The 24,581-nt window shown below is 57.4% G+C and carries 18 protein-coding genes; 14 read left to right on the top strand and 4 right to left on the bottom strand.

Annotated elements, in window-relative coordinates:
- Positions 1 to 4 precede the first annotated feature (4 nt).
- The 7 genes from rsxB (at position 5) to GTQ55_RS04525 (ending at position 9,188) form a co-directional block, all read left to right on the top strand.
- A complete protein-coding gene (gene rsxB / locus GTQ55_RS04555; RefSeq protein WP_161857669.1) occupies positions 5 to 613 on the top strand; it encodes an electron transport complex subunit RsxB in 609 nt (202 codons plus the stop codon).
- Positions 610 to 2,805, top strand: a complete 2,196-nt coding sequence (gene rsxC / locus GTQ55_RS04550; protein ID WP_161857668.1) for an electron transport complex subunit RsxC — start codon at positions 610 to 612, stop codon at positions 2,803 to 2,805. Before rsxB ends, rsxC begins: the two co-directional genes overlap by 4 nt.
- A gap of 25 nt (positions 2,806 to 2,830) precedes the next feature.
- Complete coding sequence (rsxD, locus tag GTQ55_RS04545) at positions 2,831 to 3,883, top strand: electron transport complex subunit RsxD (RefSeq protein WP_161857667.1); 1,053 nt, start codon at positions 2,831 to 2,833, stop codon at positions 3,881 to 3,883.
- Positions 3,883 to 4,581 (top strand): electron transport complex subunit RsxG, encoded by a 699-nt coding sequence (gene rsxG, locus GTQ55_RS04540; protein ID WP_161857666.1) that lies wholly within the window; start codon positions 3,883 to 3,885, stop codon positions 4,579 to 4,581. The genes rsxD and rsxG overlap by 1 nt, the downstream gene beginning before the upstream one ends.
- The gene (locus GTQ55_RS04535; protein WP_161857665.1) at positions 4,581 to 5,294 is read left to right on the top strand and encodes an electron transport complex subunit E; all 714 of its coding nucleotides are present in this window, start codon (positions 4,581 to 4,583) and stop codon (positions 5,292 to 5,294) included. Before rsxG ends, GTQ55_RS04535 begins: the two co-directional genes overlap by 1 nt.
- 538 nt (positions 5,295 to 5,832) lie before the next feature.
- On the top strand, positions 5,833 to 6,555 hold the full coding sequence (locus GTQ55_RS04530; protein ID WP_161857664.1) for a TetR/AcrR family transcriptional regulator: 723 nt from the start codon (positions 5,833 to 5,835) through the stop codon (positions 6,553 to 6,555).
- Between the two features lie 248 nt (positions 6,556 to 6,803).
- On the top strand, positions 6,804 to 9,188 hold the full coding sequence (locus GTQ55_RS04525) for an MltF family protein (RefSeq protein ID WP_161857663.1): 2,385 nt from the start codon (positions 6,804 to 6,806) through the stop codon (positions 9,186 to 9,188).
- Between the two features lie 58 nt (positions 9,189 to 9,246).
- Here the strand turns inward: GTQ55_RS04525 and GTQ55_RS04520 are convergent, their stop codons facing one another.
- The 4 genes from GTQ55_RS04520 to GTQ55_RS04505 all read right to left on the bottom strand — a co-directional run bounded on the left by GTQ55_RS04520 (position 9,247) and on the right by GTQ55_RS04505 (position 14,275).
- Positions 9,247 to 10,380, bottom strand: a complete 1,134-nt coding sequence (locus GTQ55_RS04520) for an SO2930 family diheme c-type cytochrome (protein ID WP_161857662.1) — start codon at positions 10,378 to 10,380, stop codon at positions 9,247 to 9,249.
- Positions 10,373 to 11,680 (bottom strand): parallel beta-helix domain-containing protein, encoded by a 1,308-nt coding sequence (locus GTQ55_RS04515; RefSeq protein ID WP_161857661.1) that lies wholly within the window; start codon positions 11,678 to 11,680, stop codon positions 10,373 to 10,375. Before GTQ55_RS04515 ends, GTQ55_RS04520 begins: the two co-directional genes overlap by 8 nt.
- A gap of 443 nt (positions 11,681 to 12,123) precedes the next feature.
- Entirely contained in the window at positions 12,124 to 12,726 is a 603-nt protein-coding gene (locus GTQ55_RS04510; RefSeq protein ID WP_161857660.1) for a Yip1 family protein, read from the bottom strand.
- Positions 12,727 to 13,210: 484 nt separating this feature from the next.
- Positions 13,211 to 14,275: a branched-chain amino acid aminotransferase gene (locus tag GTQ55_RS04505; RefSeq protein ID WP_161857659.1), complete on the bottom strand. Its 1,065-nt coding sequence runs from the start codon at positions 14,273 to 14,275 to the stop codon at positions 13,211 to 13,213.
- A 761-nt stretch (positions 14,276 to 15,036) separates the two neighbouring features.
- On the opposite strand from GTQ55_RS04505, the gene GTQ55_RS04500 reads away from it, so the two are divergent.
- The 7 genes from GTQ55_RS04500 to GTQ55_RS04470 all read left to right on the top strand — a co-directional run bounded on the left by GTQ55_RS04500 (position 15,037) and on the right by GTQ55_RS04470 (position 24,541).
- A complete protein-coding gene (locus GTQ55_RS04500) occupies positions 15,037 to 16,347 on the top strand; it encodes a hypothetical protein (RefSeq protein ID WP_161857658.1) in 1,311 nt (436 codons plus the stop codon).
- Positions 16,348 to 17,074: 727 nt separating this feature from the next.
- The gene (locus GTQ55_RS17890; RefSeq protein ID WP_237567826.1) at positions 17,075 to 17,947 is read left to right on the top strand and encodes a hypothetical protein; all 873 of its coding nucleotides are present in this window, start codon (positions 17,075 to 17,077) and stop codon (positions 17,945 to 17,947) included.
- A 30-nt stretch (positions 17,948 to 17,977) separates the two neighbouring features.
- Entirely contained in the window at positions 17,978 to 19,174 is a 1,197-nt protein-coding gene (locus GTQ55_RS04490) for a hypothetical protein (protein WP_161857656.1), read from the top strand.
- 100 nt (positions 19,175 to 19,274) lie between these two features.
- Positions 19,275 to 20,840: a tetratricopeptide repeat protein gene (locus tag GTQ55_RS04485; protein ID WP_161857655.1), complete on the top strand. Its 1,566-nt coding sequence runs from the start codon at positions 19,275 to 19,277 to the stop codon at positions 20,838 to 20,840.
- 386 nt (positions 20,841 to 21,226) lie between these two features.
- A complete protein-coding gene (locus GTQ55_RS04480; RefSeq protein WP_161857654.1) occupies positions 21,227 to 23,317 on the top strand; it encodes a PEGA domain-containing protein in 2,091 nt (696 codons plus the stop codon).
- A 46-nt stretch (positions 23,318 to 23,363) separates the two neighbouring features.
- Positions 23,364 to 23,657 carry a hypothetical protein gene (locus GTQ55_RS04475; RefSeq protein ID WP_161857653.1) on the top strand — a complete coding sequence of 98 codons (294 nt, stop codon included), beginning with the start codon at positions 23,364 to 23,366 and terminating at the stop codon, positions 23,655 to 23,657.
- 89 nt (positions 23,658 to 23,746) lie between these two features.
- Positions 23,747 to 24,541: a MotA/TolQ/ExbB proton channel family protein gene (locus GTQ55_RS04470; protein ID WP_161857652.1), complete on the top strand. Its 795-nt coding sequence runs from the start codon at positions 23,747 to 23,749 to the stop codon at positions 24,539 to 24,541.
- Positions 24,542 to 24,581 lie beyond the last annotated feature (40 nt).

The following is a 24,581-nucleotide window of genomic DNA, read 5'->3' as shown; positions in this document are numbered from 1 at the left end:
GACGATGGAATGGCTGTCTGAAGTATCCACACCGCTACTGATCCTTGGTGGTATGGCCCTGGTATTCGGCGCCCTGCTGGGCTTCGCTGCGGTCCGCTTCAAAGTGGAGGGAGACCCTATTGTCGACCAGATCGACGCCATACTGCCCCAGACCCAGTGTGGGCAGTGCGGGCATCCGGGCTGCCGCCCCTATGCCCAGGCCATCGCCGATGGCGAAGCCATCAACAAGTGCCCCCCCGGCGGCCAGGCCACCATCAACGAGCTGGCCAACCTGCTGGATGTGGAGGCAGTGCCGCTGGATGCGGAGCACGGCGTGGAAGATGTCAAGAAAGTGGCATTTATCCGCGAGGCAGAGTGCATCGGCTGTACCAAGTGTATCCAGGCCTGTCCGGTAGATGCGATTGTCGGCGCCGCCAAGCAGATGCATACGGTGATTGTGGACGAATGCACCGGCTGCGACCTGTGTGTGGAGCCCTGCCCGGTAGACTGTATCGACATGGTGCCACTGGAGACCTCCCTGCAGCAATGGCACCCGAACAAGCCCAGCGACGGAGTTCAATTGATCGCCAGCGACCGCCCCGATCTGCACGCCGACGACCGGAGTGCCGCATGAGCCAAGTAGACGAACGCACCAGCCACCGCCAGACCGCCGATGAACGCCGCGCCGCCCGCGAGGCCCACCTGATCGCCAGCGAGAAGGCCCGGGACCTGTCGCGCGAGCTCAAGGTCAACGACTTTCATGGCGGGGTTCACCCGCCGGAAAACAAACACCAGTCCACCGGCGAGCCCATCGGCACCATTCCTCTGGCGAAAGACCTGATCGTACCGCTCAACCAGCATATCGGCGGCACCGCCATACCGCTGGTAAAGCTGGGGGACCTGGTCAAGAAGGGCCAGAAGATCGCCGAGGCAGACGGCCTGGTGAGCTGCCCGGTACACGCGCCCTCTTCCGGCAAGGTTGTGGCTATCGAGCCCATGCCCGTCGCCCATCCCTCCGGTATGTCGGCGGACTGTATCCAGATTCACACTGATGGCCGTGACGAGTGGTGTGCGCTCACTCCGCTGGAGGATTACGCGAGCCGGGACATCGATGACGTACTGGAAAAAATCCGCGACTGCGGCATTGCCGGTATGGGCGGAGCGGGCTTCCCCACTGCGGTGAAGCTGAACCCCCGCGGCGGCGCCACCATCGACACCCTGATCATCAACGGCACCGAGTGCGAGCCGTACATCACCGCTGACGATATGCTGATGCGTGAGCACGCCAGCGAAATCATCGGCGGAGTGGAAATACTCGCTCACCTGCTGGACCAGCCAGAGCGGGTTCTGATCGGTATCGAAGACAACAAGCCGGAAGCCATCAAGGCGATGAAAGCGGCGGCCAAAGATACCCGCTTTCATGTGGTGGTATTCCCGACCAAGTACCCCTCCGGCGGCGAAAAGCAGCTGATCGAGATACTCACCGGACGCGAGGTCCCCAATGAAGGCCTGCCGGCCAATGTCGGTATCGTCTGTCAGAACGTGGGCACTGCGCGTGCCGTGTTCCGCGCGATTACCCTGGGGGAGCCACTGATCAGCCGTGTCACCACAGTGGTTGGGGAATCCCTCGGGCGCCAGCGCAATATCGAAGTGCCGCTCGGCACCCCCATTCGCCATATCCTCAAGCAGCACGATGTGGACCACAAACTGCTGCAGCGAATCGTTATCGGCGGCCCGATGATGGGTTACACCATCGAGGACGACAGCGCACCGGTGGTGAAAACCACCAACTGTATCCTCGCCCCCAGTAAAGATGAGTTACCTGCGCCACCGCCGGCCCAGGCCTGCATCCGCTGTGGGCTGTGCGCCGAGGTCTGCCCCGCCAGCCTGCTGCCACAACAGCTCTATTGGTATGCGCGCGCGGAAGACCGCGAAAAGCTCCAGGCCTATAACCTGTTCGACTGTATCGAGTGCGGTGCCTGCTCTTATGTATGCCCCTCCAGCATCCCGCTGGTGCAGTACTACCGCGCCGCCAAGGGCGATATCCGCGAAGCCCGCGCCGAAAAAGAAAAGGCGGATCGTGCGCGCGAACGTTTCGAGTACCGCAAGCTGCGCCTGGAAAAAGCCGAGCGCGAGAAAGAGGCGAAGCGGCTGGCGCGCAAGAAAGCGGCCGAAGAGGCACGCAAGAAGCGGGAACAGGAAGCCGACAGTCCGGAAGCCACGGCAGCAAGGCAGGAGTCGGACGTCGTCGCCGCTGCACTGGCGCGGGTGAAAGCCAAACAGGCAACACCGGAGCAGCAGCTGGCACGCGCCCAGCGCACGCTAACCAGCGCCGAGCACCGCGTGGAGCGGATGCAGAAAAAGCTCGCCGAGGCGGACGACGCACAGAAAGCACAATTGGAAGCGCAGCTCAAAACGGCAGAGCTGAAATTACAGGAAGCACGCGACAAGCTGGCAGAAGCCGAAAAACAGTCGGCGAAGCAGGCTGGTCAGACTGAGGCCACCCCGCCCAGCGCGAGCGAAGCCGAGAGTACACCCTCGATTACTGACGACAAGCTGACCGTCGCCGGCGCCTCATCGTCTGCCGCCGGCGCCGCGATTGAAAAAGCCAAGGCCGCAGCCGCGGCCCGTGCAGGCATGAGTGCGGAAGAAAAACTGGCGAGCGAGATCGAGGCTTTGAAAAAACGGGTCGAGAAAGCCGAAGCACGCCTCGCCAAGGCACGCAGCGAAGATGACCCCAATACCGACGCGTTTGCAACCGCACTGGAAAAAATGCAGGGCAAGCTGAAGGAAAAACTGGCCGCCCAGCAGAGCTCCGGCGAATAAACCCGGGAGCGATAAGAGAAATACCATGTCCCTGATGCGAGTCACCTCTCCCCACGCCCACTCCGGCCAGAGCACCTCCAAGGTCATGCTGCAGGTCGTAGCGGCGACCGTCCCCGGCGTTCTGGCGCTGGTGATTTTTTTCGGTCCCGGCGTACTCATCAACATCGCGCTGTGTGCGTTCACGGCACTGGCCACCGAGGCCGCCGTGATGAAACTGCGTGACCGCCCGGTAGGCTTTTACCTGAAAGACTACAGCGCGCTGGTCACCGCGTTACTGCTGGGCATCGCCCTGCCGCCCTACTGCCCGTGGTGGATCCCGGTTATCGGCAGTGTCAGCGCGATCCTGCTCGCCAAACAGCTTTACGGCGGTATGGGCTACAACCCGTTCAACCCGGCGATGGTGGGCTATGTGGTGCTGCTGATCAGCTTCCCGGTAGAGATGACCCGCTGGGTGGCGCCGGCGGAACTGATTTACGGTACCCCGGGACTGGATGAAAGCTTTGCCCTGATCTTCGGCAATATGAACGTCGACGGATTCACCCGCGCCACACCGTTGGAAATCGTGCGTCACAACCAGTCCACCATCCTCGCCCAGCTGTACGAGATGGAACCGATCTTCAACAAGGGCACCGTCGCCGGCGTCGGCTGGGAGATGGCCAACTTCGGCTTCCTGCTCGGGGGGTTGTTCCTGCTGTTCCGCCGCCTGATTACCTGGCACGCACCAGTGGCCATGCTCGTGACCATGGCATTGCTGTCGGTAGTGTTCTACGACGGTGGCAGCTCCCTGAGTGAGGGCTCACCGCTGCTACACCTGTTCTCCGGCGCGACCATGCTCGGGGCCTTTTTCATTGTTACTGACCCGGTGAGTGGCTGTACCAGCAACAAGGGACGACTCGTGTTTGGTGCCGGGGTCGGCTTGCTGGTGTTCGTGATCCGTGCCTGGGGCGCCTACCCCGACGGGGTGGCCTTTGCCGTGCTACTGATGAACTTTGCGGCGCCGTTCATCGACAACTACACCCTGCCGCGCACCTATGGCCACAAGGCCGCGCGCAAGGCTACGGACCTGGAGGAACAGTAATGCTGAAACGCTCCATCGGTAGCAACGCGGCCATACTCGCCCTGTTTGCGCTGGTTACCGCCGGCACCCTCGCGATCACCCAGATCACCACTCGCGAACCCATCGAGCGCGCGATCCGCGAGGCCGCGGCCAAGGCGCTGCTGGAAATCATTCCCATCGAACGTCACAGCAACGACCTGCTGGTGGACACCTACCCGATCCCGAAGCAGTACTGGGCCATGCTGGGACTGAAACAGGGTGGAAATATCAATCTTGCACGGGAGGGCGACGGCGCCATCAATGCGGTGATCATCCCCACCGTGGCGCCGAATGGCTACTCCGGGCCTATCCGGATGCTCGTGGGCGTCAACCGCGACGGCTCCGTGGCCGGTGTGCGCGTCACCAGCCATTCCGAAACTCCGGGCCTTGGCGACAAGGTAGAAGTAAAGAAAAGCGACTGGATACTGTCGTTCAACGGCAAGTCCCTCCAGAATCCGGCCCGCGACCTGTGGAAGGTGGAGAAGGATGGCGGTGCGTTTGACCAGTTCACCGGTGCCACCATCACTCCGCGAGCGGTCGTCAATCAGGTGCGCACCGTGCTGGACTTCGTCGCCGAGCACCAACAGGAAATTTTCAGCGCGCCGGTGTCCAAGCGCGCGGTAGAAGTAGAACATCCCGATAACAAGCAGCCGCAGCAGAATGACGGGGAGCGCAACTGATGGCCACGCCAAGTTACAGTGAAATCACCCACAACGGCCTGTGGAAAAATAATGCGGCGCTGGTGCAGCTGCTGGGCCTGTGTCCACTGCTGGCCGTGACCGGCTCGGTCGTCAATGCCATCGGCCTCGGCCTCGCCACCACCGCGGTACTGGCCTGTTCCAATCTGGCGGTCTCGCTGGTGCGGCACCAGATGCCGGAGACGGTACGCCTGCCGGCCTCGGTGATGATCATTGCCACCTTCGTAACCTGCGCCGAACTGCTGATGAAAGCGTTTACCTACGAGCTGTACCTGGTGCTCGGTATTTTTATCCCGCTGATAGTAACCAACTGCGCGATCCTGGGGCGGGCGGATGCCTTTGCCAGCAAAAACCCGGTACTGCCTTCACTGGTTGACGGACTGATGATGGGCGCAGGCTTCAGTGCAGTGCTGATCGTCATCGGTGCGGTGCGGGAAGTCATTGGCCGCGGCACACTGTTCAGCGATATGGACCTGCTGCTCGGCCCGGTGGCTGCAAACTGGACATTGCCAGTACTGGGCCAGGACTACTCGGGCTTCCTCGTCGCGGTACTTCCTCCCGGTGCCTTTCTGGTGGCCGGGCTGTTGATCGCGGCGAAGAATGCCATTGACGCAGGGGTCGAGCGCCGCCGCAATGCAGATGTCAGTGTTGTCAGTGGTAGTAAGCGCGTGCGTACCACCGGAAAAATACAATAGTTGCAGCCAGTACCGGATAGTCAAAAAACGTCGTGAATTATTTGTTATGTATTACGCGGGCAATTGTTTACCCTCGCCCACGTATTCCAATAACAAAAACAATCCGGAATATTCCGGAATATTTATGACCAATTAATTATCCGGTTCAGACCAATTTTTTAGCAGCTTACAAACCAATTTATCTAATTTCCGAAGCATCCTTCAAATAACATCCTCCTGTAAGCCAATGTAATGGGATTTGTTTCACAATCCTTAATTATTAAGTAGCTTACCCATCCTACATCGCTAAAATAGCGCGGCCGTTCCGGAATGGCTCGCTGGTCCGAACTGCTCATGGTATTCGGTCGATACTATTCGTTAGACTGATCGAATCGTTAGACTGATCGAACAATCATAAGCTCGACACTTTCTGGTAACGGAACACTGTGTACCGGCAACGGCACCATACAAATTGTAATCACGCTATGTTTATCTGGATTTCGCATTATCTGATCCCCGATAGCTTTCCGCTTACCACCGCAAAGGAATTATCGTCAACATGACCTTAGACAATGGAAAGTCTGAACTGGTTTATCACGGGCGCAAAGCCCAGCGCGCTGACAGCCGTCAACGCCGCAAAGCCATTCTCGAAGCGACCCTGCGTCTGATCGTCAAGGAAGGGATTCGCGGTATTCGCCACCGCGCAGTCGCCCGAGAAGCGACTGTCCCACTTGCGGCGACCACCTACTATTTTAAGGACCTGAACGACCTGATCAGCGACGCGTTTACTTATTTTGTCGAACAGAACATCGACCAGACCCGAAGCCTTCAGGAAGAAAGTTTTGCCGCTGCCCGGCAACTCACTCCAGAGCAACTCGCCGCCCCTGCAGGTCGCCGCCAGCTGATTCAGCAACTGACCCGCTTTGTGCTCTCACACATTCGCGCACAAGCCAGCAATCGTGACCACCGCGTCATAGAGCTGGCCTTCAAAAATGAAGCGCTGCGCAATGAGCAACTTACCCGCGCCGTACGCATGGCCTACCAGGCCACGGAAAACATGATCGTGGAATTTTTTGAACTATTGCGCCTCGCAGATCCGGTCGCTGCCGCGCAAATTGTCCACGGCACTATCCTCAATCTCGAGTTCCAGGTGCTGAGTGGTGCAGTGTCGGTCGACTCGCCTCTGCTCGAACGCACTGTCTCCATGCTCATGAAAGGGCTTATCCCTGCGACCGTCGACGCCGCCAGCCCAGAACCGTCAGGCCAGACGTTCGGCTCCTAGCAGCCCTCCCAGCGCGCGCGAGCGGGATTATCCGTCGCGCCGCTCAGCCTACGCCTATATACATTCCCGGCAACACCAGATCATCCTGGTACACCGACGACTACCCTGATACGCCCGAGATCTCAACTGCATCACCTGCAACTCGTTGAATATCCGGACAGCCCGCCTTGCTCAACACTCGACCCCACACAAATCCCGGTGCCAAGTCTAAACTTTCAGGGAATGCACCAAGGAATTGAGCCAACGCCATGGAACTGCCCTCCCCCCGCAGGCTATTGCTCTGTCTTACATTGCTCCTATTTGTGACAACAACCGCCTGCCAGGGCGACACCCATTCGAGCCCCGCAGCCGAGCAGGACAAAGCCAACAGTCCTGAGCCAGTCAAGACCGCGCCTGCGCCTGCATCGCCGCCCGAACCCAAGCGACAGCCAGACAAAAACAGTGACGATGTGGAAGAGCAACCTGCCATGCGACCGGCGGGCAAAAAGGACCTCAGGCCCGAGGCAGAATGGATGCCGGAAACCAGTGGCGAGTACCCGATCAATGCCTTCGACAACTATGTCGAAAAAGGTGACCTTGAGGATATCCGCAAGCACGGCAAGCTGCGCATCCTGGTGGACATCTCCAATACGGATTCATTGCACCGCTCGGCAACTCAACAGGATATCGAGCTGAACCAGGCCAAGCGGATGGCCGAGCAGCTGGGGCTGGAGCCTGTCGTTCTGTACGCAGAGAACTTCGACCAGCTCATACCGTTACTGGAGGAAGGCAAGGGCGACATCATTTCCAACAACCTGGTCGTGACCAAAGAGCGCGAACAGGAAGTAAGTCTCTCGATTCCGACTGCAAACACGCACTTCATTCTGGTTTCCAGAGATGACGTCGAGCCTGTCACCGCAGTATCCGACCTGAAAGGGAAATCTCTGGAAGTCACCAAAGGCACGGCCTACGAACAACTGGTGCGAGAGTACGCCAAGAAACACCCCGACCTGGATTTCACGGTTTCGGAGAAAAACTACGTGGAATTACTGATTGACGTAGCCGAGGGGAAACTGGACTTCACGGTAGTGGAGGAACAAACATTTGACCTGGTATCCCAGTTTAAAGACAACCTTAAGAAAAACCATATCTTCCCCGAAGAAAAGCAGCTTGCCTGGGCAATGCGCAAGAATGCCAAGGAGCTGACCAGTGCTGTCGATGATTTCGTGCGCAGTCACAAACTCACAAGAACAACGGAGCGGTCGGTAGCCGACCTGGATGAAATCAAAAAGCGCGGTTACATACGTATCCTTACCCGGAATCATCCAGGAACCTATTACATGTGGAAAGGGCGTGTAATGGGTTATGAGTTTGAACTGGCCGAAGCATTCGCCAAGCAGTTGAAGTTGAGGCTGGAAATCATTGTCGCTCCCACCCACGAAGATCTGCTTACCATGATCAATAAAGGTGATGCGGATATCGCTGCGGCCCTGCTCTCGATTACAGAGCGTCGCGACACACACGGCGTGGACTTCGGCCGACCTTACATGAAAGAAAAGGTGGTGGTTGTCGGCAGGGATGACGACAAGATTGACAGCGTTCAGGATCTTGCGGGTCGTAAAATCTACGTACGCAAGTCGAGCAGCCAGTATGACGTGGCGCTCAAGCTCAAGAAGGAAGTTCCCGAAGTAATCATCGAGCTAGCGCCGGAAGAGCTGAACATCCAGCAGATTCTCGATCGCGTAGCCGACAAGGAATACGACCTGGCGATCGCCGATGATGTATCCGTCAAGCTTGAACATGCGTGGCGAAAAAATATTGATGAGCTCATCGACCTGCACGAAGATGACAACGTCTACGCATGGATGGTCCGGGAGGGAAATCCGGAACTTTTACAAGCCGTGAACAAGTTTTTCGACAAGAAGAGCACCAAGAAGCTTAGCAAGGTTCTCTATACAAAGTATTTCGTTTCCCCCAAGCGTACCAGGGCCGAAATCACCAAGGTTAACAGGAATGGTGCCATATCCCCCTACGACAAAATAGTAAAGAAATACTCGGACGAATACGATTTCGACTGGCGTCTTGTAGTTGCCCAGATGTTCCAGGAAAGCACTTTCAACCCCAAAGCCAAGTCCTGGGTGGGTGCTCGCGGCCTTATGCAGGTGATGCCGGACACCGGAAAGCAAGTGGGTGAGAAAAACCTGTTCGATCCGGAAACCAGTGTACGTGCCGGATTGAAGTACCTGGAGTGGCTGCACCGGAAATTTGAAGACAAGGGTATCAGCCCAGAAAATATGATGTGGTTTACCCTCGCGTCCTATAATGCGGGTCTCGGTCATGTTTACGACGCGCAGGACCTGGCGGAAGAAAAGGGCTGGGACAGACGGGTATGGTTCGACAACGTAGAGAAAGCGATGCTGCTGTTGTCAGAGAAAAAATATTATGAAAAAGCCCGCTACGGCTATGCGCGGGGCCAGGAGCCCTATGACTATGTTCGCAAGATTCAGGCCCGCTATCGAACCTATGTAGCATTACTCGAAGACTACAAGCGCCGCAACAGCAGTGAAACCGGGCGAATTCTGGACCACTTCTACCCGGAGTTTCTACGTACCGCGCGCCTGCATGCGGCAGGGGAAGTTCCTGCAAATAGCTGACTTGGCATTTAAGAGTCAAATAGCGGAGCGCAAACCGTTTTGCGCTCCGCCGGCACTATCAGCTGCAGTTACCCGGCAGGGAAGCAATCCAGTCCTTCAGTAACTCGGTTCCCTCTTCATGCGTCAGGCTGCGTCCAAGCTCCGGCATCATCGCCCCTGGATCGGTAGACTCTACACGGAAATTCAGGATCGACTCGTCAGGGCTTCCCGGCACGATGGCAAACCGACGATCGCCTGAGCCAGTACCCGCAGCAACGGGCGGCTTGCATACGCCCAGTTTGCGCATGTCCTGCTCCGCGCTATACAGCATCAGCCCCGAGGTATCCGCCGCTCCACTGGGGTTATGGCAGTGGCCGCAATTGATATCCAGATAAGAACGTGCTCGCTCTTCCAGGGAAGCCGTGGCGTCCTTGAAGTTCACATTGTGAGGGACTTCCGTCAGATCCGGCAGGCCACTCAGGTAGCCCATCTGCTGCCAGTAAATCAGCTGGTTTTCACCGCCGCTTTCATAGGCATAGCTTTTATTCAGGTGACGCGCTCGAGGTCCGATTGGGCGCACGGCCTTTTTGGTGTGGTTGTCCGCATGGCAACCGGAACACTGGTTGAAGTCCGGCACAACGTAAGTAAACCCTGTGCTACTGCCGTCATCACTCACCATTTGCAAGCGCTTTGCATCACCGGCGATTTCCAATACCGCATCGGTTTGCGCTTCATTCCAAACGTAGGGCAGCGCCTGCCAACCGTCCACGCGCTTGACCAGCATGCGGGTCTCGATCAGCTTGACCTTGCTCAGGTTCAGCCCATTACCAGCAAAGTCCTGTGAATAATCGTCAGTGCGTCGCACGGAGCCATCTTCGGCAAGCGGGTAGTAAAACGTCTTGCTGATGATCGTGCCCACGGGATACTCAAAGTCTTCTTCCCCGTAAGCGGCACTGGTCCCTTCCGGCATCCATACGGTGCGCAGTTTGTGTGCGTAATCCGTAAACAGCGCGGTATTCAGGTCATAGGGGGTTACCCGGTCATTCAGTGACAGCGTACCGTCTAAGGCTTCAACCACATGCCACTGGCTCAGATTATCGGGTACAGCATCTCTTTCATGCAGTGTGACCGACTCGCGGGATGCATCGCACCCCGCGAGCGCCAAGGCCAGCACCGCGCCCCCTAACCAGCGGGGCGACAGCAGATTACGCATCGGCTACCTCATTCTTTGCGTGTTGCTCGTCCTGAGGTTTTTCCTGTTCACTATCAAACTCGAGCACAATCTGCGGCAGCTTCTTGAGGCTGCAGTTGTGCGCGCTGAGGTCGGTGGTGATGTTCTTGTAGTTGTTCTGAACATCGACATTAACAATACCAACGCCTTCATTTTCGATGCAGAGCTTCAGGCCTTCCGGCAATTCACCGTCGACCATCTTGGCGCTATCAATCGCACCGTCCCACAGGATATCCGGCATGCTGCCAGTGAGGCCGAATTTAGCCACTTTGAGCGCCTTCAGCTCCATGTGATCCGGAGAGGTGCCGCCCCCGGTAAAGGTATTGTTGTAGATGTAGATACCTTCCGGATACGGATCGAAGTTTTCCTGGGTCGACTTGTCGCTGTAGTAACCTGCGGCAAAATAGCTGCTGACGATCACATTGGCAGTGTCGTTATCCGCGATGTCGTTATTGAAAATCTCTACGAAATCGTTGGAATTAATCACAATCCCGGAACCCGCAGGCACCGCCGCTACCGGCGTACCTTCGTGGCCGAAGTTTTCGTAGTTGTTTTTGAAAACCTTGTTGTCATAAACACGGGTACTGTGACCCGGCTGCGGCAGGTTCGGCATATTGAAGACCAGAATACCGCCGGTGTTGTTGGTCGCTACGTTGTCATAGACATCGGCACCGATGGTGTTTTCAATCTCAATGCCGGCCACGTTATATTCGGCGCGGTTGTTGCGCACGATCACATTGCGCGACTGCCCCACATAGATGCCTGCATCCGATGCGCCGATGGCCACGGTGCCTTCCACCAGTGTGTTCTCGGTCTGCACCGGATAGATCCCGTAAGCACCGTTTTCGGTGGCCGGGCCGTTGGTCCATTCCACACGGATGTCGCGGATGATGATGTTCTTGCCTTCGTTGACCTTCAGCGCATCACCAATCGTGTCTTCGATAGCGAGACCCTCAATGGTGAAATCACTGGCGTTTACCAGCAGGCCTTCCGCTCCCTGAATCTGGTTCTTGAAGGACAGAATGGTCTTGTCCATGCCGGCGCCGCGGATGGTTACGCCATCCACATTTAACGAAAGGCTGCGATTGAGCTCGTAGCGCCCTTCGGGAATCTCAATCACATCACCCGACTGGGCAGTGATCAGCTGCTTGAGCAGCTGCTTCTGAAAGTCCGCCGATGCCGCTACGGTTTCCGCACTGGATTTGCTCGGGCTGTTGTCCTGCGAACACGCCGCAGCCAGGGCCGCAAGTAAGGCTACACCCAATTTGACTGGTGCTTTCATGGAATCTCCCGCTTTCCTTATTGGTTTTTGTGACGATTTTATCTGTATTTATTGTGTACAGGGGGGTACCCCGCTAACGGCCCCTCTCCAAACGAGGCGCACAGCAGCCCTACTCAACCGCGCAACAGCGCGAAACCGTGACCATATCGTTTCGCAGATTCCCAAGTGGTACGAATGTACCAACTAGGGCGCGCGGAGACTGTCGACTGCCGTTGGCCGGATAGTATCCAATGCCCAGAAATGCAGCAATGAATAAAAAGGAAATCTGTCTCATTTTAACCAGCGGATTGATGACCGAACGGTCTCCACCCTGCGGGCTGGCCGCCCCAATCTCCTGCGGACGTTATTTATGGTCCGGCATGAGCTTTCACTGCAGCCAATAAAAAAGCCCACCCGCTGGCATAGCGGGTGGGCATTTTAGTAGCGGTGGTTTAGCGCTTGCGTCAGTGCTGGAAGACTGGCGCAGCGACGTAACTCCAGAACAGCACCGTTCCTACCATCACCACCACGGCCATCACCAGGCATGCCGTGACCACGGCACTGGCAAACAGAAACCCGCGCTCTTCATTTACGTTCAGAACGATGGGAATACCCACATACAGCAGGTACACCGCGTAGGCTACTGCCAGCGTGGCAAGAAGGATATCCAGCCACAGAATTGGATAGAGGCCGGCGGCGCCAGCGACAAAAATCGGGGTTGCGGTAAAACCCGCAATGACCATGCCCTTCATGGGGTGGGACTTGGCACCGTACGTTTTTGCCATCCAGTGAATAAAATATCCCACGGCAATCACCGCAAGGATCATGGTCACATAAAATACGCCCACCAGTGACAGGGCACTGTTACTGGTCAACGTGCGTACCTGACCGCCACTACCGATATTCCAGCCGACTTCCGTCGTGCCGAAATACCAGCACAGCGCCGGCACCAGCGCCAGAATGACAACGTAAGGAATCTGACGGTTGAGCCCTTTCTCAGACAGTCCAGCAATTTCCTGCCACTGCCTGCGCGGTTGCACCATCAGGCCATAGAGATGATTCAGCATTCCCGTTCTCCTCACTCACGAGGAACCTCACAGCTTGTGGCTGCAGGGGAGAGCCTTTTAAAGGAGTCACAGTCGCAAATCGACTCCTGTGTCTCAAATTGATCTGGATACTACTTGTCAAAGTGAGGGATACCGCCAAAGGCTTTTCCCAAAAGTTCCAGTTTTTTTATTGTTGACGCATGTCGCTTCCGCGGCTGCGTATTACCCACGCATTGCGCGAGTGCCAGCTTCGCATACTGCTGTTTTGACCGGGTTGTACAGGTAAGCAGGCAGTTTTCAAAGCACCATAAAGTTGTAACACCTCGGTCATGCAAGTCAACGCAAAGGAGGCAAAAGGCGCAAATAAAAATGCGGTCGTTTCCCCAGGAAACAACCGCAAATATCTGAGTGCTACTTAACCACTCGAACAGCGAAAACCCGCGTTTTTATCCGCTTGACGGAACCTATTCACGCCGCACTTTTTCCGCTTGCGAGAAAGGCCGCGTCAGTCGCTTGCCAACGGCACCATTTGCATCCAGTCGAACCGGTCTTCCGCCCTGCCCTCCTGGATATCCAGTAACGCGCGGCGCAGCTGCTCTGCTACCGGTCCCGGTGCCTGGCTCAAACGGTAACGCCGTTCGCCATCGCCCAGTTCGCTGATGGGGCTGACAATCGCCGCCGTGCCACATGCAAAGGCTTCGGTGCACGTGCCGGATGCGACCAGAGCCAGCAGGTCATCGATATCAATCTCCCGCTCATGGACCTCGAGCCCCAAATCCCGCGCCAGGGTAAGCAGGGAATCGCGGGTGACGCCCTCGAGGATGGAGCCGTTCAGGGCCGGCGTGTGCAGGGCACCATCCATGACCGCGAAGAAGTTCATCCCTGACAGCTCATCAATGGTGTGACGATTACCGGGGTTGAGCCAGAGTGACTGGTCGTAACCACGCTCCTTCAGGCCGGCGATACTTAGAAGTGAGGCCGCGTAGTTACCGCCAACTTTCGCATCCCCGGTACCGCCCACTGCGGCCCGGCTGTCTTGGCGTTCCACCCATAGACGCATATTGCCCGCGTGGTACGCCTCGGAAGGGCTCGCAATCACGTAAAACTCGTAAGCCCGGCTGGCCGTGACCGCGAGATCTGGTTGAGTGCCGATCAAGAAAGGGCGAATGTACAGAGATTCACCGCTGTTGCCGGGAATCAGGGTCGCACAGTGGGACGCCACCGTACGTACAGCATCCAGAAACAGGGGCTCTGGTACCGGCGGCATACACAGGCGGCGTGCCGAGTGTGCCATACGCGCCGCATTGCGCTCAGGCCGAAACAACCCCACGCCATTGCCACAGCGGTAAGCTTTGAGCCCCTCGAAACAGGACTGAGCGTAGTGCAGCACCTTGGCGGCCGGGTCCAGCGCCAGTGGGCCATAGGGAACCAGCTCCCCGTCGCTCCAGCGGCCGTCCTGATAGCGGGCGCGGAACATGACGGGAGCCATGACGGTGCCAAAGCCCAGACGTTCCGGTATCTCAAATCCCCGCAGGCTCGTGATGGCTTCAGGTTGTATTTTTATGCTCACAAAGCGCTCCCAGTGAAAGTACACAGGTTCCATATAATGTGCGGATTATGGCCCCATTCGGCGACCTTTCCAAACATGCTCACCGTATCAACACCATTTAGCGCAATAAGCAATCGCCTACAGCGAACTTTTTAGGACAAAAATCATCCCCCCGTCACAATTCGGGTGTACCCCGCGCCTCCGCTCGCGCAGTTTTGCCAGCCACCGCCTCTGCGTTGCCTCACCCGACAAACTAGTCCGCAACTCGACCTCCAGGAGCCCGGAGCCGTCAGAATTTATTTTCGCCCCCAAATTATTGGCACCGGGTTTTGTGAGATGTCCTCGCCACTTTTTTCTCGGCTGCCAGACTCATTAAACCCCTGAACAGGTCGCCGTTACGGCTCCCTTTCTGAAGCACCAAAAAAGGTTTACTCCACTGTGGCGCCCCACCCTACCCGGGGAAGCAAGGGGCGAAAAATCGTTGGCTATACTGAAAATACATGGACGGTGAACGCCAAATGCAAGGGATCGCAATGCCAATTTTGCGGCTTGAGAACCTCCGGCGACACCAAAGTCCAGTACCGATACAACACACCGGGAACCCGGCAGGAAAGTGAACGAACCACACTTCAGGGAGAGAAGTTCCGCGCGACAGGCATCGCCGCAGCCACACACGTGTCTGCGGGCCGGTGACCCGGCCGTACGGATTTCGCGCTCGCCAGCCCAGTTGCCCAGCAACGGCGGGCGGGTCAGGCATAACTTGGAATGGAAGTGGTTCAACCGTGACACAGACAGATACCAGCAACGTAATTGCTATCGGCTTGATGTTTACAGCCTCAGCTCTGCTGTGTGGCTCTGTTGCAGCGGAGGAAGCCTCCGCGCTCGACTCTGCCCTAAACAATGCCAAGGCTCCTCCAGCGGCTTATATCGAAGCGGCATCAAAACCACTGGAAAAACCCAAGCGACAGCTGCGCCCATCGAAAGCAGCCGATGACTACCGTCTACGTATCGAAGAAATGGAAGCCGAGTATGGCGCCTACGGTGCGGGAATTGATGAACAACTATTGGGCCTTGGCAGTGCGCTGCAACGCAGCGGCGCGCACGAAGAGGCCATCTCGGAATTTCGCCGCGCGATGCTGATCAATCGCGTCAATGAAGGGCTTTACTCCCTGAACCAGGTACCGATGATCGAGCGCATGATCGAAAGCCAGATCGCGCTCAACCAGTGGGAAGAGGCCAACGACAACCACGAATACCTGTTCTGGCTGCATGCAAAAAACTACGGGGAAAAAGACCCGCGCATGCTCCCGATCATCAACCAGCTGAGCAACTGGCATCTGCAGGCGTATATCGATGAAAAAGGGGCGACCCTGTTCGAGCACCTGATCAATGCCACTAATATGTATGCGCTCGCCGTGGACATAATCTCCCAGAACTTTGGCGCCAATGACCTGCGGCTGGTAGAGGCACTCCGTGGCCTCAAAGCAACAAACTATTACCTCGCCACCTACTCCGGCGAGCCCCAGGAAGCCATTGTCATCAATACCAGCTTCGGCGGCGGCGGTAGCGCGGACCCGGAACGACGCGCGCAGCTGGACCACTACCGCATGAACAGCTTCAGTTCCGGTAAAACTGCGATTACGAAAATCATGGACGTTTACCAGAAAAACCCGGCATCACCGCCGGCAGCCTCCGCCAAGGCCAAAGTCGAGTTGGGTGACTGGTACATGATGTTCAACAAGTGGCACTCCGCCCGGGAAACTTACGGTGAAGCGTACCAGGCACTGTGGGACAACGGCGCTACAAACCAGGAGATCGAAGAAATTTTTGGTCGCCCTGCCGCGTTACCCGCGCTACCGCTACTGGATGAAGACCGCGAAGCGCTGGCTAATTCCTATGTAACCGTCTCCTACGACGTCACCGCATTCGGAAAAGCGCGCAACATACAGATTTTAAGCGCCAAGCCGGAAGACAAAGTGAGCATCCGGTCGCGGGTGCGCAACGTCCTTAAGCGGGCCAAGTTCCGCCCGCGGTTTGAAGACGGCGAACCGGTTGACACGACCGGCATCGTGCAGAGATTTGTTTTTGACTGAAGAAAGCGAAAGGGAAAAAGACGAATAGTGTTCGACTGATGTAGCGAGGTTGGTTTGACTCTGTAGGTGGATTGCACGCCCGTTAACCGGCAAACGAAAACGGGTTAAATACTGGCATATGAATGTTTTTGCCGGGCAAACCCCAGCGGAAGAAAACTGTCGAACAGACAAGGAGCAAACGGGCCGCCGCGATTTCGCCGCGGCCCGCGAACGCATCAGGAGATAGCTCATGGTATTACGGAAGATCGCACAACGCTTTACGCACAAAGCCGAGACACCGGAACAGAAGCCCATCGGTTTGCGCTTGCAATCCCTGGCATCGATTGTGGTACTGGCCGCAGTAATCAGCGGTTGTAAAAACCAGCAGACGCAGCAGCAGCCTCCTGCGCAGCCACAGCAAAAATCGCAGTCGAGCGCGTCGAGCTCATCGCAATCGCAGTCACAGTCGCAATCGTCGAGTTCATCTTCGAGCCAATCCAAATCGAGCCCGTCGACCGCGAGCAGCATGCCATCGCCGAGCTCTCCGAGTAGCAGCCGCAGCCCGAGCGTATCGACCTCCAGTAGCCAGGCCCAGCCGAACACGTCATTTCCCAGCATCGAGTCGGCGGACCGCTCAAGCCAGGAGAGCAGCACCGCTTCGAATAGCGGGGAGGAATCTGATCGGCGCTCACGCTCATCCAGCAGTAGCGCAGAGGATCCTACTGCCAGCCGCAATCCATCGACCCCCGTGTACAGCGACTCCGACCGCCGCCCGGAAGATTCCCGCATGCCACCGGACCCATCATCCAATAGCGAGGGTGAGCCACCGGATGAGATCGATTTTTCCGAGGAAGAAAAAACGGCAAGTAGCTCTTCATCCAGCTCTTCCAGCAGTTCTTCGTCCAGTAGCAGCGCGTCTGCGAGCAGCAGCTCTTCAGCCAGTAGCGCATCTGCCAGTGCATCCAGCAGTTCGCCAAGTAGCGCTTCCAGCAGCTCACCTTCGAGTAGCTCTCCTTCCAGCAGTGCTCAAGCGAGTAGCGCACAGAGTGGAGGCCAGAGTGGAGGCCAGAGTGGCGGCCAGGCCAGTGCCTCCGCCGGCGGGCAACCCGGTGGTGGTGGCAGCCCCGCTCCGAATGAGGCACCGGTCAGTGCAGCAGAGCGCGTAGCGGAACTGGAGGGCCAATTTGAATCCACCATGGCCAGTTACGACGGCATGATTCTGCGCGAGCGGGATTATGTACGTAACCGCCCGGCCTCGGCCGAAGAACAGGCAGCGGCGGAAGATGAAGTACCACCCGGAGAGTCCCTGGAAGATCTGATCCAGTCAGCGGAAGCCGAACTCCCAGCACCGCCGCCGCCCGGCGGCGGTGAAGGCGGCAGTGGGCCCGAGCAGAACAACTCCAGCGGCCAGGCAACAGGCCCGGGACTACCTACCAAAGGTCGCAAAGGCGAATACAACCACACCAATAGCGCGTCGGTGGTGCCAGCGGATGTTCCCACTGGTGATGATGACGACGTAGTAGCAAGGCAGATCCGAGAAGCCGCTATTCGCGAATCCGACCCGGAATTGCAAGAGCGGCTCTGGGAAGAATATCGGAAATATAAAAAATCACAGAAATGAAGATGAGCATTCATCAGGGAGAGTAGTGATATGTTTTTCTCGCACACACGCACAACCCTGTGCACTTTGCTGCTGAGCCTGCTGGTACTGGCAGGCTGCACCACCACCGATGTACGCACCACTGCCTACACACCACTTACCGTGGAAGACAAATCCATCGCGGAAAACCGGCTTCTGGATGTGGGCATCGTGCAGTTCAATGCCGGCCTGGAACAGGAAGACGAGCCAGAAGAGGACGAGCTGGTATTCCCTGAATTGCGGCGTGCCGAATCCCGCTATATTGCGGTAACCCTCGCCGATGCACTGCAATCAAGCCAGGGCTGGGGTGCGGTCCGGGTAATCCCCAGTCAGCGCACCAATATTGATGTCACCGTAACGGGCACCATTGTGCAATCCGACGGCGAGACGCTGACCGTGGATGTGACCGTAACGGACTCCCGCGGGCAAGTCTGGTTTACCAAACAATATACCGAGCAGGCGTCCCACTACGCGTACGACCGTAAACACCCCACCGAAGGCGATGCTTTCCAGGGGATCTACAACCGCATCTCGAACGACATGCTGACGTATCGGCAGCGGCTGTCAAATAACTACATCGCCGAGCTGCGCACCATTTCCGAAATCAAGTTTGCGCGCAGTTTTTCACCCGGGGCGTTTGATCGCTATCTGGTGCAGGATGAAGCCGGGCTCTACCAGCTTACGGCCCTGCCGGCTGACAACGATCCTATGCTGATGCGCGTACGTCAGATACGCGAACGGGATTACCTGTTCGTCGATACCTTGCAGGGCTACTACGACACCTTTGTAAAGACCATGGAAACGCCCTACCAGGAGTGGCGTGCCATGAGCTATGAAGAAGTGAAGCAGATGCGCGAGCTGAAGCGCAAGGCACGCAACAACACCATCATGGGCGTTGCAGCGATTGTCGGTGGCATTGCCGCCGCTGGCGCCGGCGGCGGTGCCGCGCGTCAGGCGGGTAATGTAGCGGTGGCCGGTGGCGGCTACCTGGTAAAAAGCGGCTTTGACCGCCGCTCGGAAGCCAAGATGCACATTGAAGCACTCCAGGAACTGGGGGACTCCATGGAAGCCGAGGTGGAACCCCGTATCGTCGAGCTGGAAGACCGTACCGTGACCCTGTCCGGTTCGGTGGAAAACCAGTATCGCCAATGGCGCGAACTACTTAAGGAAATTTACCAGGTGGAAACCGGTGGCATGAGCGATATTTAAATCGCCAGCTATCCATCGGAAATAATTGCGCCGGCCTTCGCGGCCCCAAGCCTGCGAAGTCCGGCTAGTGAAAATAACAGCGAAACATAGCGGGAAAATCATGCAACACCGCGAATCATCGTCGAAAGAACAAACCGTCATCCAGCCCGCCGATTTTTCTTTCGGGGGCGCCCCCTCAGGAGGGAACCCCGACGGAAAACATTCAGGCTCTCAACCAGACCAGAAGCTCAAGCGCGACAGTAAACTGCTCCCGATCCTCCTCGGCAGCGGTATGCTGGCAGCACTCGTGGGGGTATTCTGGGTATTGCCGCAGATGGTGGAAAAACCGGTGGTGCCTCAGATCACCAAGTCGAGCGAGACCAGCAGCCCCCCTGCCGCCGCCAAGAAAATTCAGGAGTCCCCCTACACAGACGCAGAAATCACCGCACAACGCCGCGAAGTGCAACAGGTTTTGCAGGAAATTCTGCAGTTACAGGAAGAACTGCTGGAGCGAAAAGTAGAAATCTGGGCGGCAGAGGAATACTTTGCCGCTCGTACGCTGGCCGAAGAAGCCGACGGAATTTATCGCCAGCGCAAGTTCATGCAGGCGCTGGAGCAGTACCGTCTGGCTCTGACCGGCATGCAGCAGTTGCGTGACAGTATTCCTGAACGCATTGAACAGCATCTGGCAGAAGGTCACACGGCACTGAATGCCGGCAATGCAGACGCGGCCCGCAAGGCATTCGATCTCGCACTTACCATTTCCGAAGACCACCCCCGTGGCGTAAAAGGCAAGGCCCGCGCTGAACTGTTGCCGGAGGTATGGCCGCATTTCACCGCCGGCAAGGAAGCCTTCTCGGAAAATACTCTGGATACTGCCAAGGCGGAGCTGGAAAAGGCCTTGAGCCTGGACCCGGAAACAGAACCCGCCAAGGCGCTGCTGCCCGAAGTGAACGCCGCAATCCTCGAGCGGGATTACAGTGAGGCCATGTCCGCCGGCTACGCATCCATTGCCGGTGGTGAATTCGACAAGGCCAAGTCCCTTTTCATGAAGGCCGCTAAACTGAAGCCGGATGCCGTTGATCCGGGAGTCGGAATCAAGCAGGCGGAAAATCGCATCGCCCAGGCACGTATCGACCGCCTGTTTGCGAGCGCCGCGCAGAGCGAGAAAAAAGAACAGTGGCACCAGGCTGCGGAAACGTACCGCAAGCTGGTCTCCCAGGACAGCAGCCTGGTCTCGGCGCTGACCGGCAAGGCCCGTTCTGAAGCCCGCGCAAAACTGGACGATCAATTGCAGGAGTTGCTCGACGACCCGCTCACACTTGGGCAAAGCAAGCGCAACCAATACGCGCGGAAGGTACTGGCCGATGCACGCGCGCTCAAGGCTGAAACACCTCGCCTACAGGGGCAGATCGAGCAGCTGGAATCCGCAATTACCCAATCCCTGATTCCCATTACGGTGTTGTTGCAGTCCGACGCAAGCACCAACGTGACCATCTACCACGTGGGAAAGCTGGGGAATTTCTCCGAACGGGAAATTGCGCTGAAACCTGGGCGTTACACCGTAATCGGCACCCGTCACGGCTACCGTGATGTGCGCCAGGAGCTTGTGGTGGATCCATCGGCAGAGTCGCCGGTCGTTACCATCGAGTGCGCGGAAAAAATTAACAGCGCCAATAAATCCTGAATCGCGAAACCCTTTGCCCGCGGACAGATCAAAACTGCACGACATTGAAGTCATCCAGATTTTGACGTAGCTGTCCGCGGACCCGCCAGATTTTCTGACTGCCCGCCCACGTTCTTGAACCGAAATTCATGCCACAAAAGCGAGTCTGCAGCTCGCCTCAGACAATGGACGAAATTGTCGTGCTGGTGTCGGTAAAACAGAAAAACCAACGCCAAAAACACCGGTCCTCAGGCTGCGGGCTCCAGAGCGGACTAAGCTGAAATGCGCGGCTTTGTCTCTGGTAGCAAGCCCGGGTCGGACAGGAGTTCGGTGCGAAATGCGCCACCCGGCGGCAGAGATTCCAGCTACGTAAAAATCAATAAGTACGCAGTAACAGGAAATCATAAATGACAGCCAAGGAAGCGGTACCCGTTCGCGACAGCGAGCCGGCAAATGAAGATGCGTCCGTCATTCAACCGATAGGATTCACTCCGGCCCCGGTTTCCACTGGAGGCAACAAGCTACTGCTGTCCCCCAAGGCCATCGCCGTTGCCAGCGGCCTGCTTCTGGGCGCCCTGGTGCTGATTTATCTGCTGGTGGCCCGTTCACTGATTTTTGAAACACAGCCCGCCGATGCCGACGTGTCTGTCAGTGGCCTGGCCCTCCCTCTGGGCGATGGTCACCTGGTGTTACCGGGAAGCTACAGCTATACGGTCAGCGCTACCGGCTACCTGCCCCAGAGCGGTGAAGTGGAAGTGAGCAGTGACAGCAACAGCCGTCACGCGGTCAAACTGCAGCGCCTGCCGGGCCATTTGCAGGTGGTAACCGATCCGCAAGTGCCAGTACGGGTACTGGTCAATGGCACCGAAGTCAGCAGCACCGATGGCCTGGCAGAATCCATTCCCGCCGGCCGCAAGCGTATAACCATCCTCACTGAACGCTACCTGCCATTCAGCAAGGAAATTGAGATCGAGGGCCTGGACAATACCCAGACGCTCACCGCCAATCTTCGCCCGGCCTGGGCCAATGTGTACATTACCAGTAATCCCGCCGGCGCCACCGTCAGTGTCGAAGGAAAAATTCTCGGCACCACACCACTTACTGCCGAGTTGGTACAGGGTGACCAGCTGGTAAATATTTCCCTGCCGGATCACAAAACTGCCCAGATCACGGTCCCGGTGACCGCCGGCGTCGACCAGACCCTGGCCACAGTCGACCTCAACGCTGCTGACGGCACCCTGCGTGTCGTCAGCACTCCTCCGGGGGCCAGCGTTACCGTGGACGGCGAGTACCGCGGACAGACGCCCATGGACCTGGATCTCGCGTCCAACAGCCGCCACGAACTGCGCTTTTTCCTCGATGGCTACAGCACCGTGGAACGCACCGTGGATGTACGCGCTGGTGACCTACGGGATATGAATGTGCAGCTCACCGCGGTGTTTGGCAAGGTGTCCATCACCAGCAGCCCGCCAGAAGCGCAGGTTTTTATCGATGGCAAACTGGCGGGTATCGCTGGCCAGACCTTCACCCTGCCCACCCGTAGCCACAACATTACCGTTCGCAAGTCCGGCTATGAGGACTACCAGACCACCATCGTTCCCTCCAGCAAACTGAAACAGTCGGTGCGCGCCGTTCTGCTCACGGGTGAACAGGCGCGCTGGAGTAATGTACCGGCGACAATCACCCACGGCGCTGGTGGCAAAATGCTTCTGATGCGACCCAACGCCCAGTTCACCATGGGATCTTCACGTCGCGAACAGGGCCGTCGCGCCAATGAGGTCCTGCGTAAAATCTCCCTAACGCGACCTTTCTATATCGGTGCCACCGAAGTCACCAACAAGGAATTCCGGCGCTACCAGCGTATGCACAGCTCCAGCCACACCAATGGTATTAGCCTGGACAACGACAGCCTGCCGGTGGTGAACATCAGCTGGAACGATGCGGCCCTGTTCTGTAACTGGCTGAGCGCACGCGACGGGCTCAAAGAGGTCTACCGCAGTGAACGTGGTCGAGTGGTGGGCTTCGACGCAAGTGCCAATGGCTACCGCATGCCCACCGAGGCCGAGTGGGCCTGGGCAGCGCGCTTCGAACGCGGTGCCATGCGCAAATTCCCCTGGGGAGACGCACTACCCGTTGGAAAAAATTCCGGAAACTTCGCCGACAGTAGCGCCGGCCAGATAGTGCCCGCGGTGCTGCGCACCTACAACGATCGCTATGCCGCTACCGCACCAGTGGCCAGCTTCGGTGCAAACCATCTCGGCCTGTTCGATTTGGGCGGAAATGTGTCCGAGTGGATTCACGATCTTTACACCATCGGCACCGGTCTCTCACTCAAACAGGAAGAAAACCCGGTGGGGCCGCAGGAGGGTGACTACCACGTCGTACGCGGGTCCAGCTGGAAACATGCGGGGCTGACGGAGCTGCGTTTGTCCTACCGCGATTACGGTGCAGAGGCGCGCAACGATATCGGTTTCCGTGTTGCTCGCTGGGTGAACTGACAGCCAGTCGGGAATGCAGAAAAGTAACAACGGATGAGGCAGCGGTATGAAACAGAAGCAGATTTTTAATTACAGCCGCACCAGGGTATTGACCGTCGCCCTGCTGACCATTATGGCGTTGCCGGCCGCCGCACAGACAGGGGAAGATTCATCGGCAGAATCTGACGAGGCGTCGACAAGTGTGCAAAAGGTCAGCACCAAAACAGCGGACAAGAGCGTAAAGCCGACCAGCGCAAAGGCACCCAAGATCAAGGCACAAAGTGCCCAGAGTGCCGACAATTACGAGGCGTCGGAAGAAATTTCGGAAGACCTTTCGGTCTCCTACCCGGTGGATATCTAACACAGGCATCACCGGATGCAACGGAACCAGCAGAGTAATACCCGGGCCTTTAGCCAAAGGAATGGCCCTACAAAAAAGCGGGAAATCCCATGAAATTCAAGTCTTCAGATTTTGTATTCCAGCTGTTTGCCCTGCTCGGGGCCATCATTCTGGTACACGCCATCTATGTCGCCATTATTCGCCCCAACGCCGACGCACTGATCGCTGAGCAGATGGCGCGGGAGGAAGCCGGGGAAACCTATATACAGCAGCGTTCGATCTACATCGTCATGCGCGACTACGAGCAGGAAGCCTGTTTCGTATTGATGCTTTGGGCCATGGCGATCATGGGGCTCAAGGCCCGCCGCAGTATGCGCGAGCGCAAGCTGCTGGACCAGGCCCTGCTGAACGTGAGTGAGGGAACCCCCATTCTGCCGGAAGATGCGCGCGACCTGTCGCGACCGATACAGGCGCTGCCGGAGGAGGAACGCAACTTCCTGTTGCCGCGCGCCCTGCTCACGGCACTGCAACGCTTCGGCTCGACGCGCAATGTGGGAGCCGTATCCAGCTCCGTCAAGGAGGTCTGTGAAACGGAAGGTGATCGGCTGGATTCAGAACTTGCCATGGTGCGATACATCACCTGGGCGATTCCTTCCATCGGGTTTATCGGTACCGTACGCGGTATCGGTGAGGCTCTGGCCCAGGCACACCGCGCGGTGGAAGGCGATATTGCGGGAGTAACCGTCAGCCTGGGTGTCGCGTTCAACTCCACGTTTATCGCACTGGTGATCAGTATCGTGATCATGTTCTTTACCCATCAGTTACAGCTGATGCAGGAGCGCCTGGTGCTGGACACCCAGAATTATTGTGACAACAAACTACTGCGTTTCTTGAAGGTCGGCTGAGCAAGTACCAAACAGGTCCAATTGGAACAATCCGCGGGCA

This window comes from Microbulbifer hydrolyticus, assembly GCF_009931115.1.
GTDB lineage: Bacteria > Pseudomonadota > Gammaproteobacteria > Pseudomonadales > Cellvibrionaceae > Microbulbifer > Microbulbifer hydrolyticus.
This window is presented reverse-complemented; position numbering and strand designations above follow the sequence as displayed.

Excerpts from the sequence above, each read along its gene's own strand:
- rsxB (WP_161857669.1), top strand. The coding sequence starts at position 5 with ATGGAATGGCTGTCTGAAGTATCCACACCGCTACTGATCCTTGGTGGT.
- rsxC (WP_161857668.1), top strand. The coding sequence starts at position 610 with ATGAGCCAAGTAGACGAACGCACCAGCCACCGCCAGACCGCCGATGAA.
- rsxD (WP_161857667.1), top strand. The coding sequence starts at position 2,831 with ATGTCCCTGATGCGAGTCACCTCTCCCCACGCCCACTCCGGCCAGAGC.
- rsxG (WP_161857666.1), top strand. The coding sequence starts at position 3,883 with ATGCTGAAACGCTCCATCGGTAGCAACGCGGCCATACTCGCCCTGTTT.
- GTQ55_RS04535 (WP_161857665.1), top strand. The coding sequence starts at position 4,581 with ATGGCCACGCCAAGTTACAGTGAAATCACCCACAACGGCCTGTGGAAA.
- GTQ55_RS04530 (WP_161857664.1), top strand. The coding sequence starts at position 5,833 with ATGACCTTAGACAATGGAAAGTCTGAACTGGTTTATCACGGGCGCAAA.
- GTQ55_RS04525 (WP_161857663.1), top strand. The coding sequence starts at position 6,804 with ATGGAACTGCCCTCCCCCCGCAGGCTATTGCTCTGTCTTACATTGCTC.
- GTQ55_RS04520 (WP_161857662.1), bottom strand. The coding sequence starts at position 10,380 with ATGCGTAATCTGCTGTCGCCCCGCTGGTTAGGGGGCGCGGTGCTGGCC.
- GTQ55_RS04515 (WP_161857661.1), bottom strand. The coding sequence starts at position 11,680 with ATGAAAGCACCAGTCAAATTGGGTGTAGCCTTACTTGCGGCCCTGGCT.
- GTQ55_RS04510 (WP_161857660.1), bottom strand. The coding sequence starts at position 12,726 with ATGCTGAATCATCTCTATGGCCTGATGGTGCAACCGCGCAGGCAGTGG.
- GTQ55_RS04490 (WP_161857656.1), top strand. The coding sequence starts at position 17,978 with ATGTTTTTCTCGCACACACGCACAACCCTGTGCACTTTGCTGCTGAGC.
- GTQ55_RS04485 (WP_161857655.1), top strand. The coding sequence starts at position 19,275 with ATGCAACACCGCGAATCATCGTCGAAAGAACAAACCGTCATCCAGCCC.
- GTQ55_RS04480 (WP_161857654.1), top strand. The coding sequence starts at position 21,227 with ATGACAGCCAAGGAAGCGGTACCCGTTCGCGACAGCGAGCCGGCAAAT.
- GTQ55_RS04475 (WP_161857653.1), top strand. The coding sequence starts at position 23,364 with ATGAAACAGAAGCAGATTTTTAATTACAGCCGCACCAGGGTATTGACC.
- GTQ55_RS04470 (WP_161857652.1), top strand. The coding sequence starts at position 23,747 with ATGAAATTCAAGTCTTCAGATTTTGTATTCCAGCTGTTTGCCCTGCTC.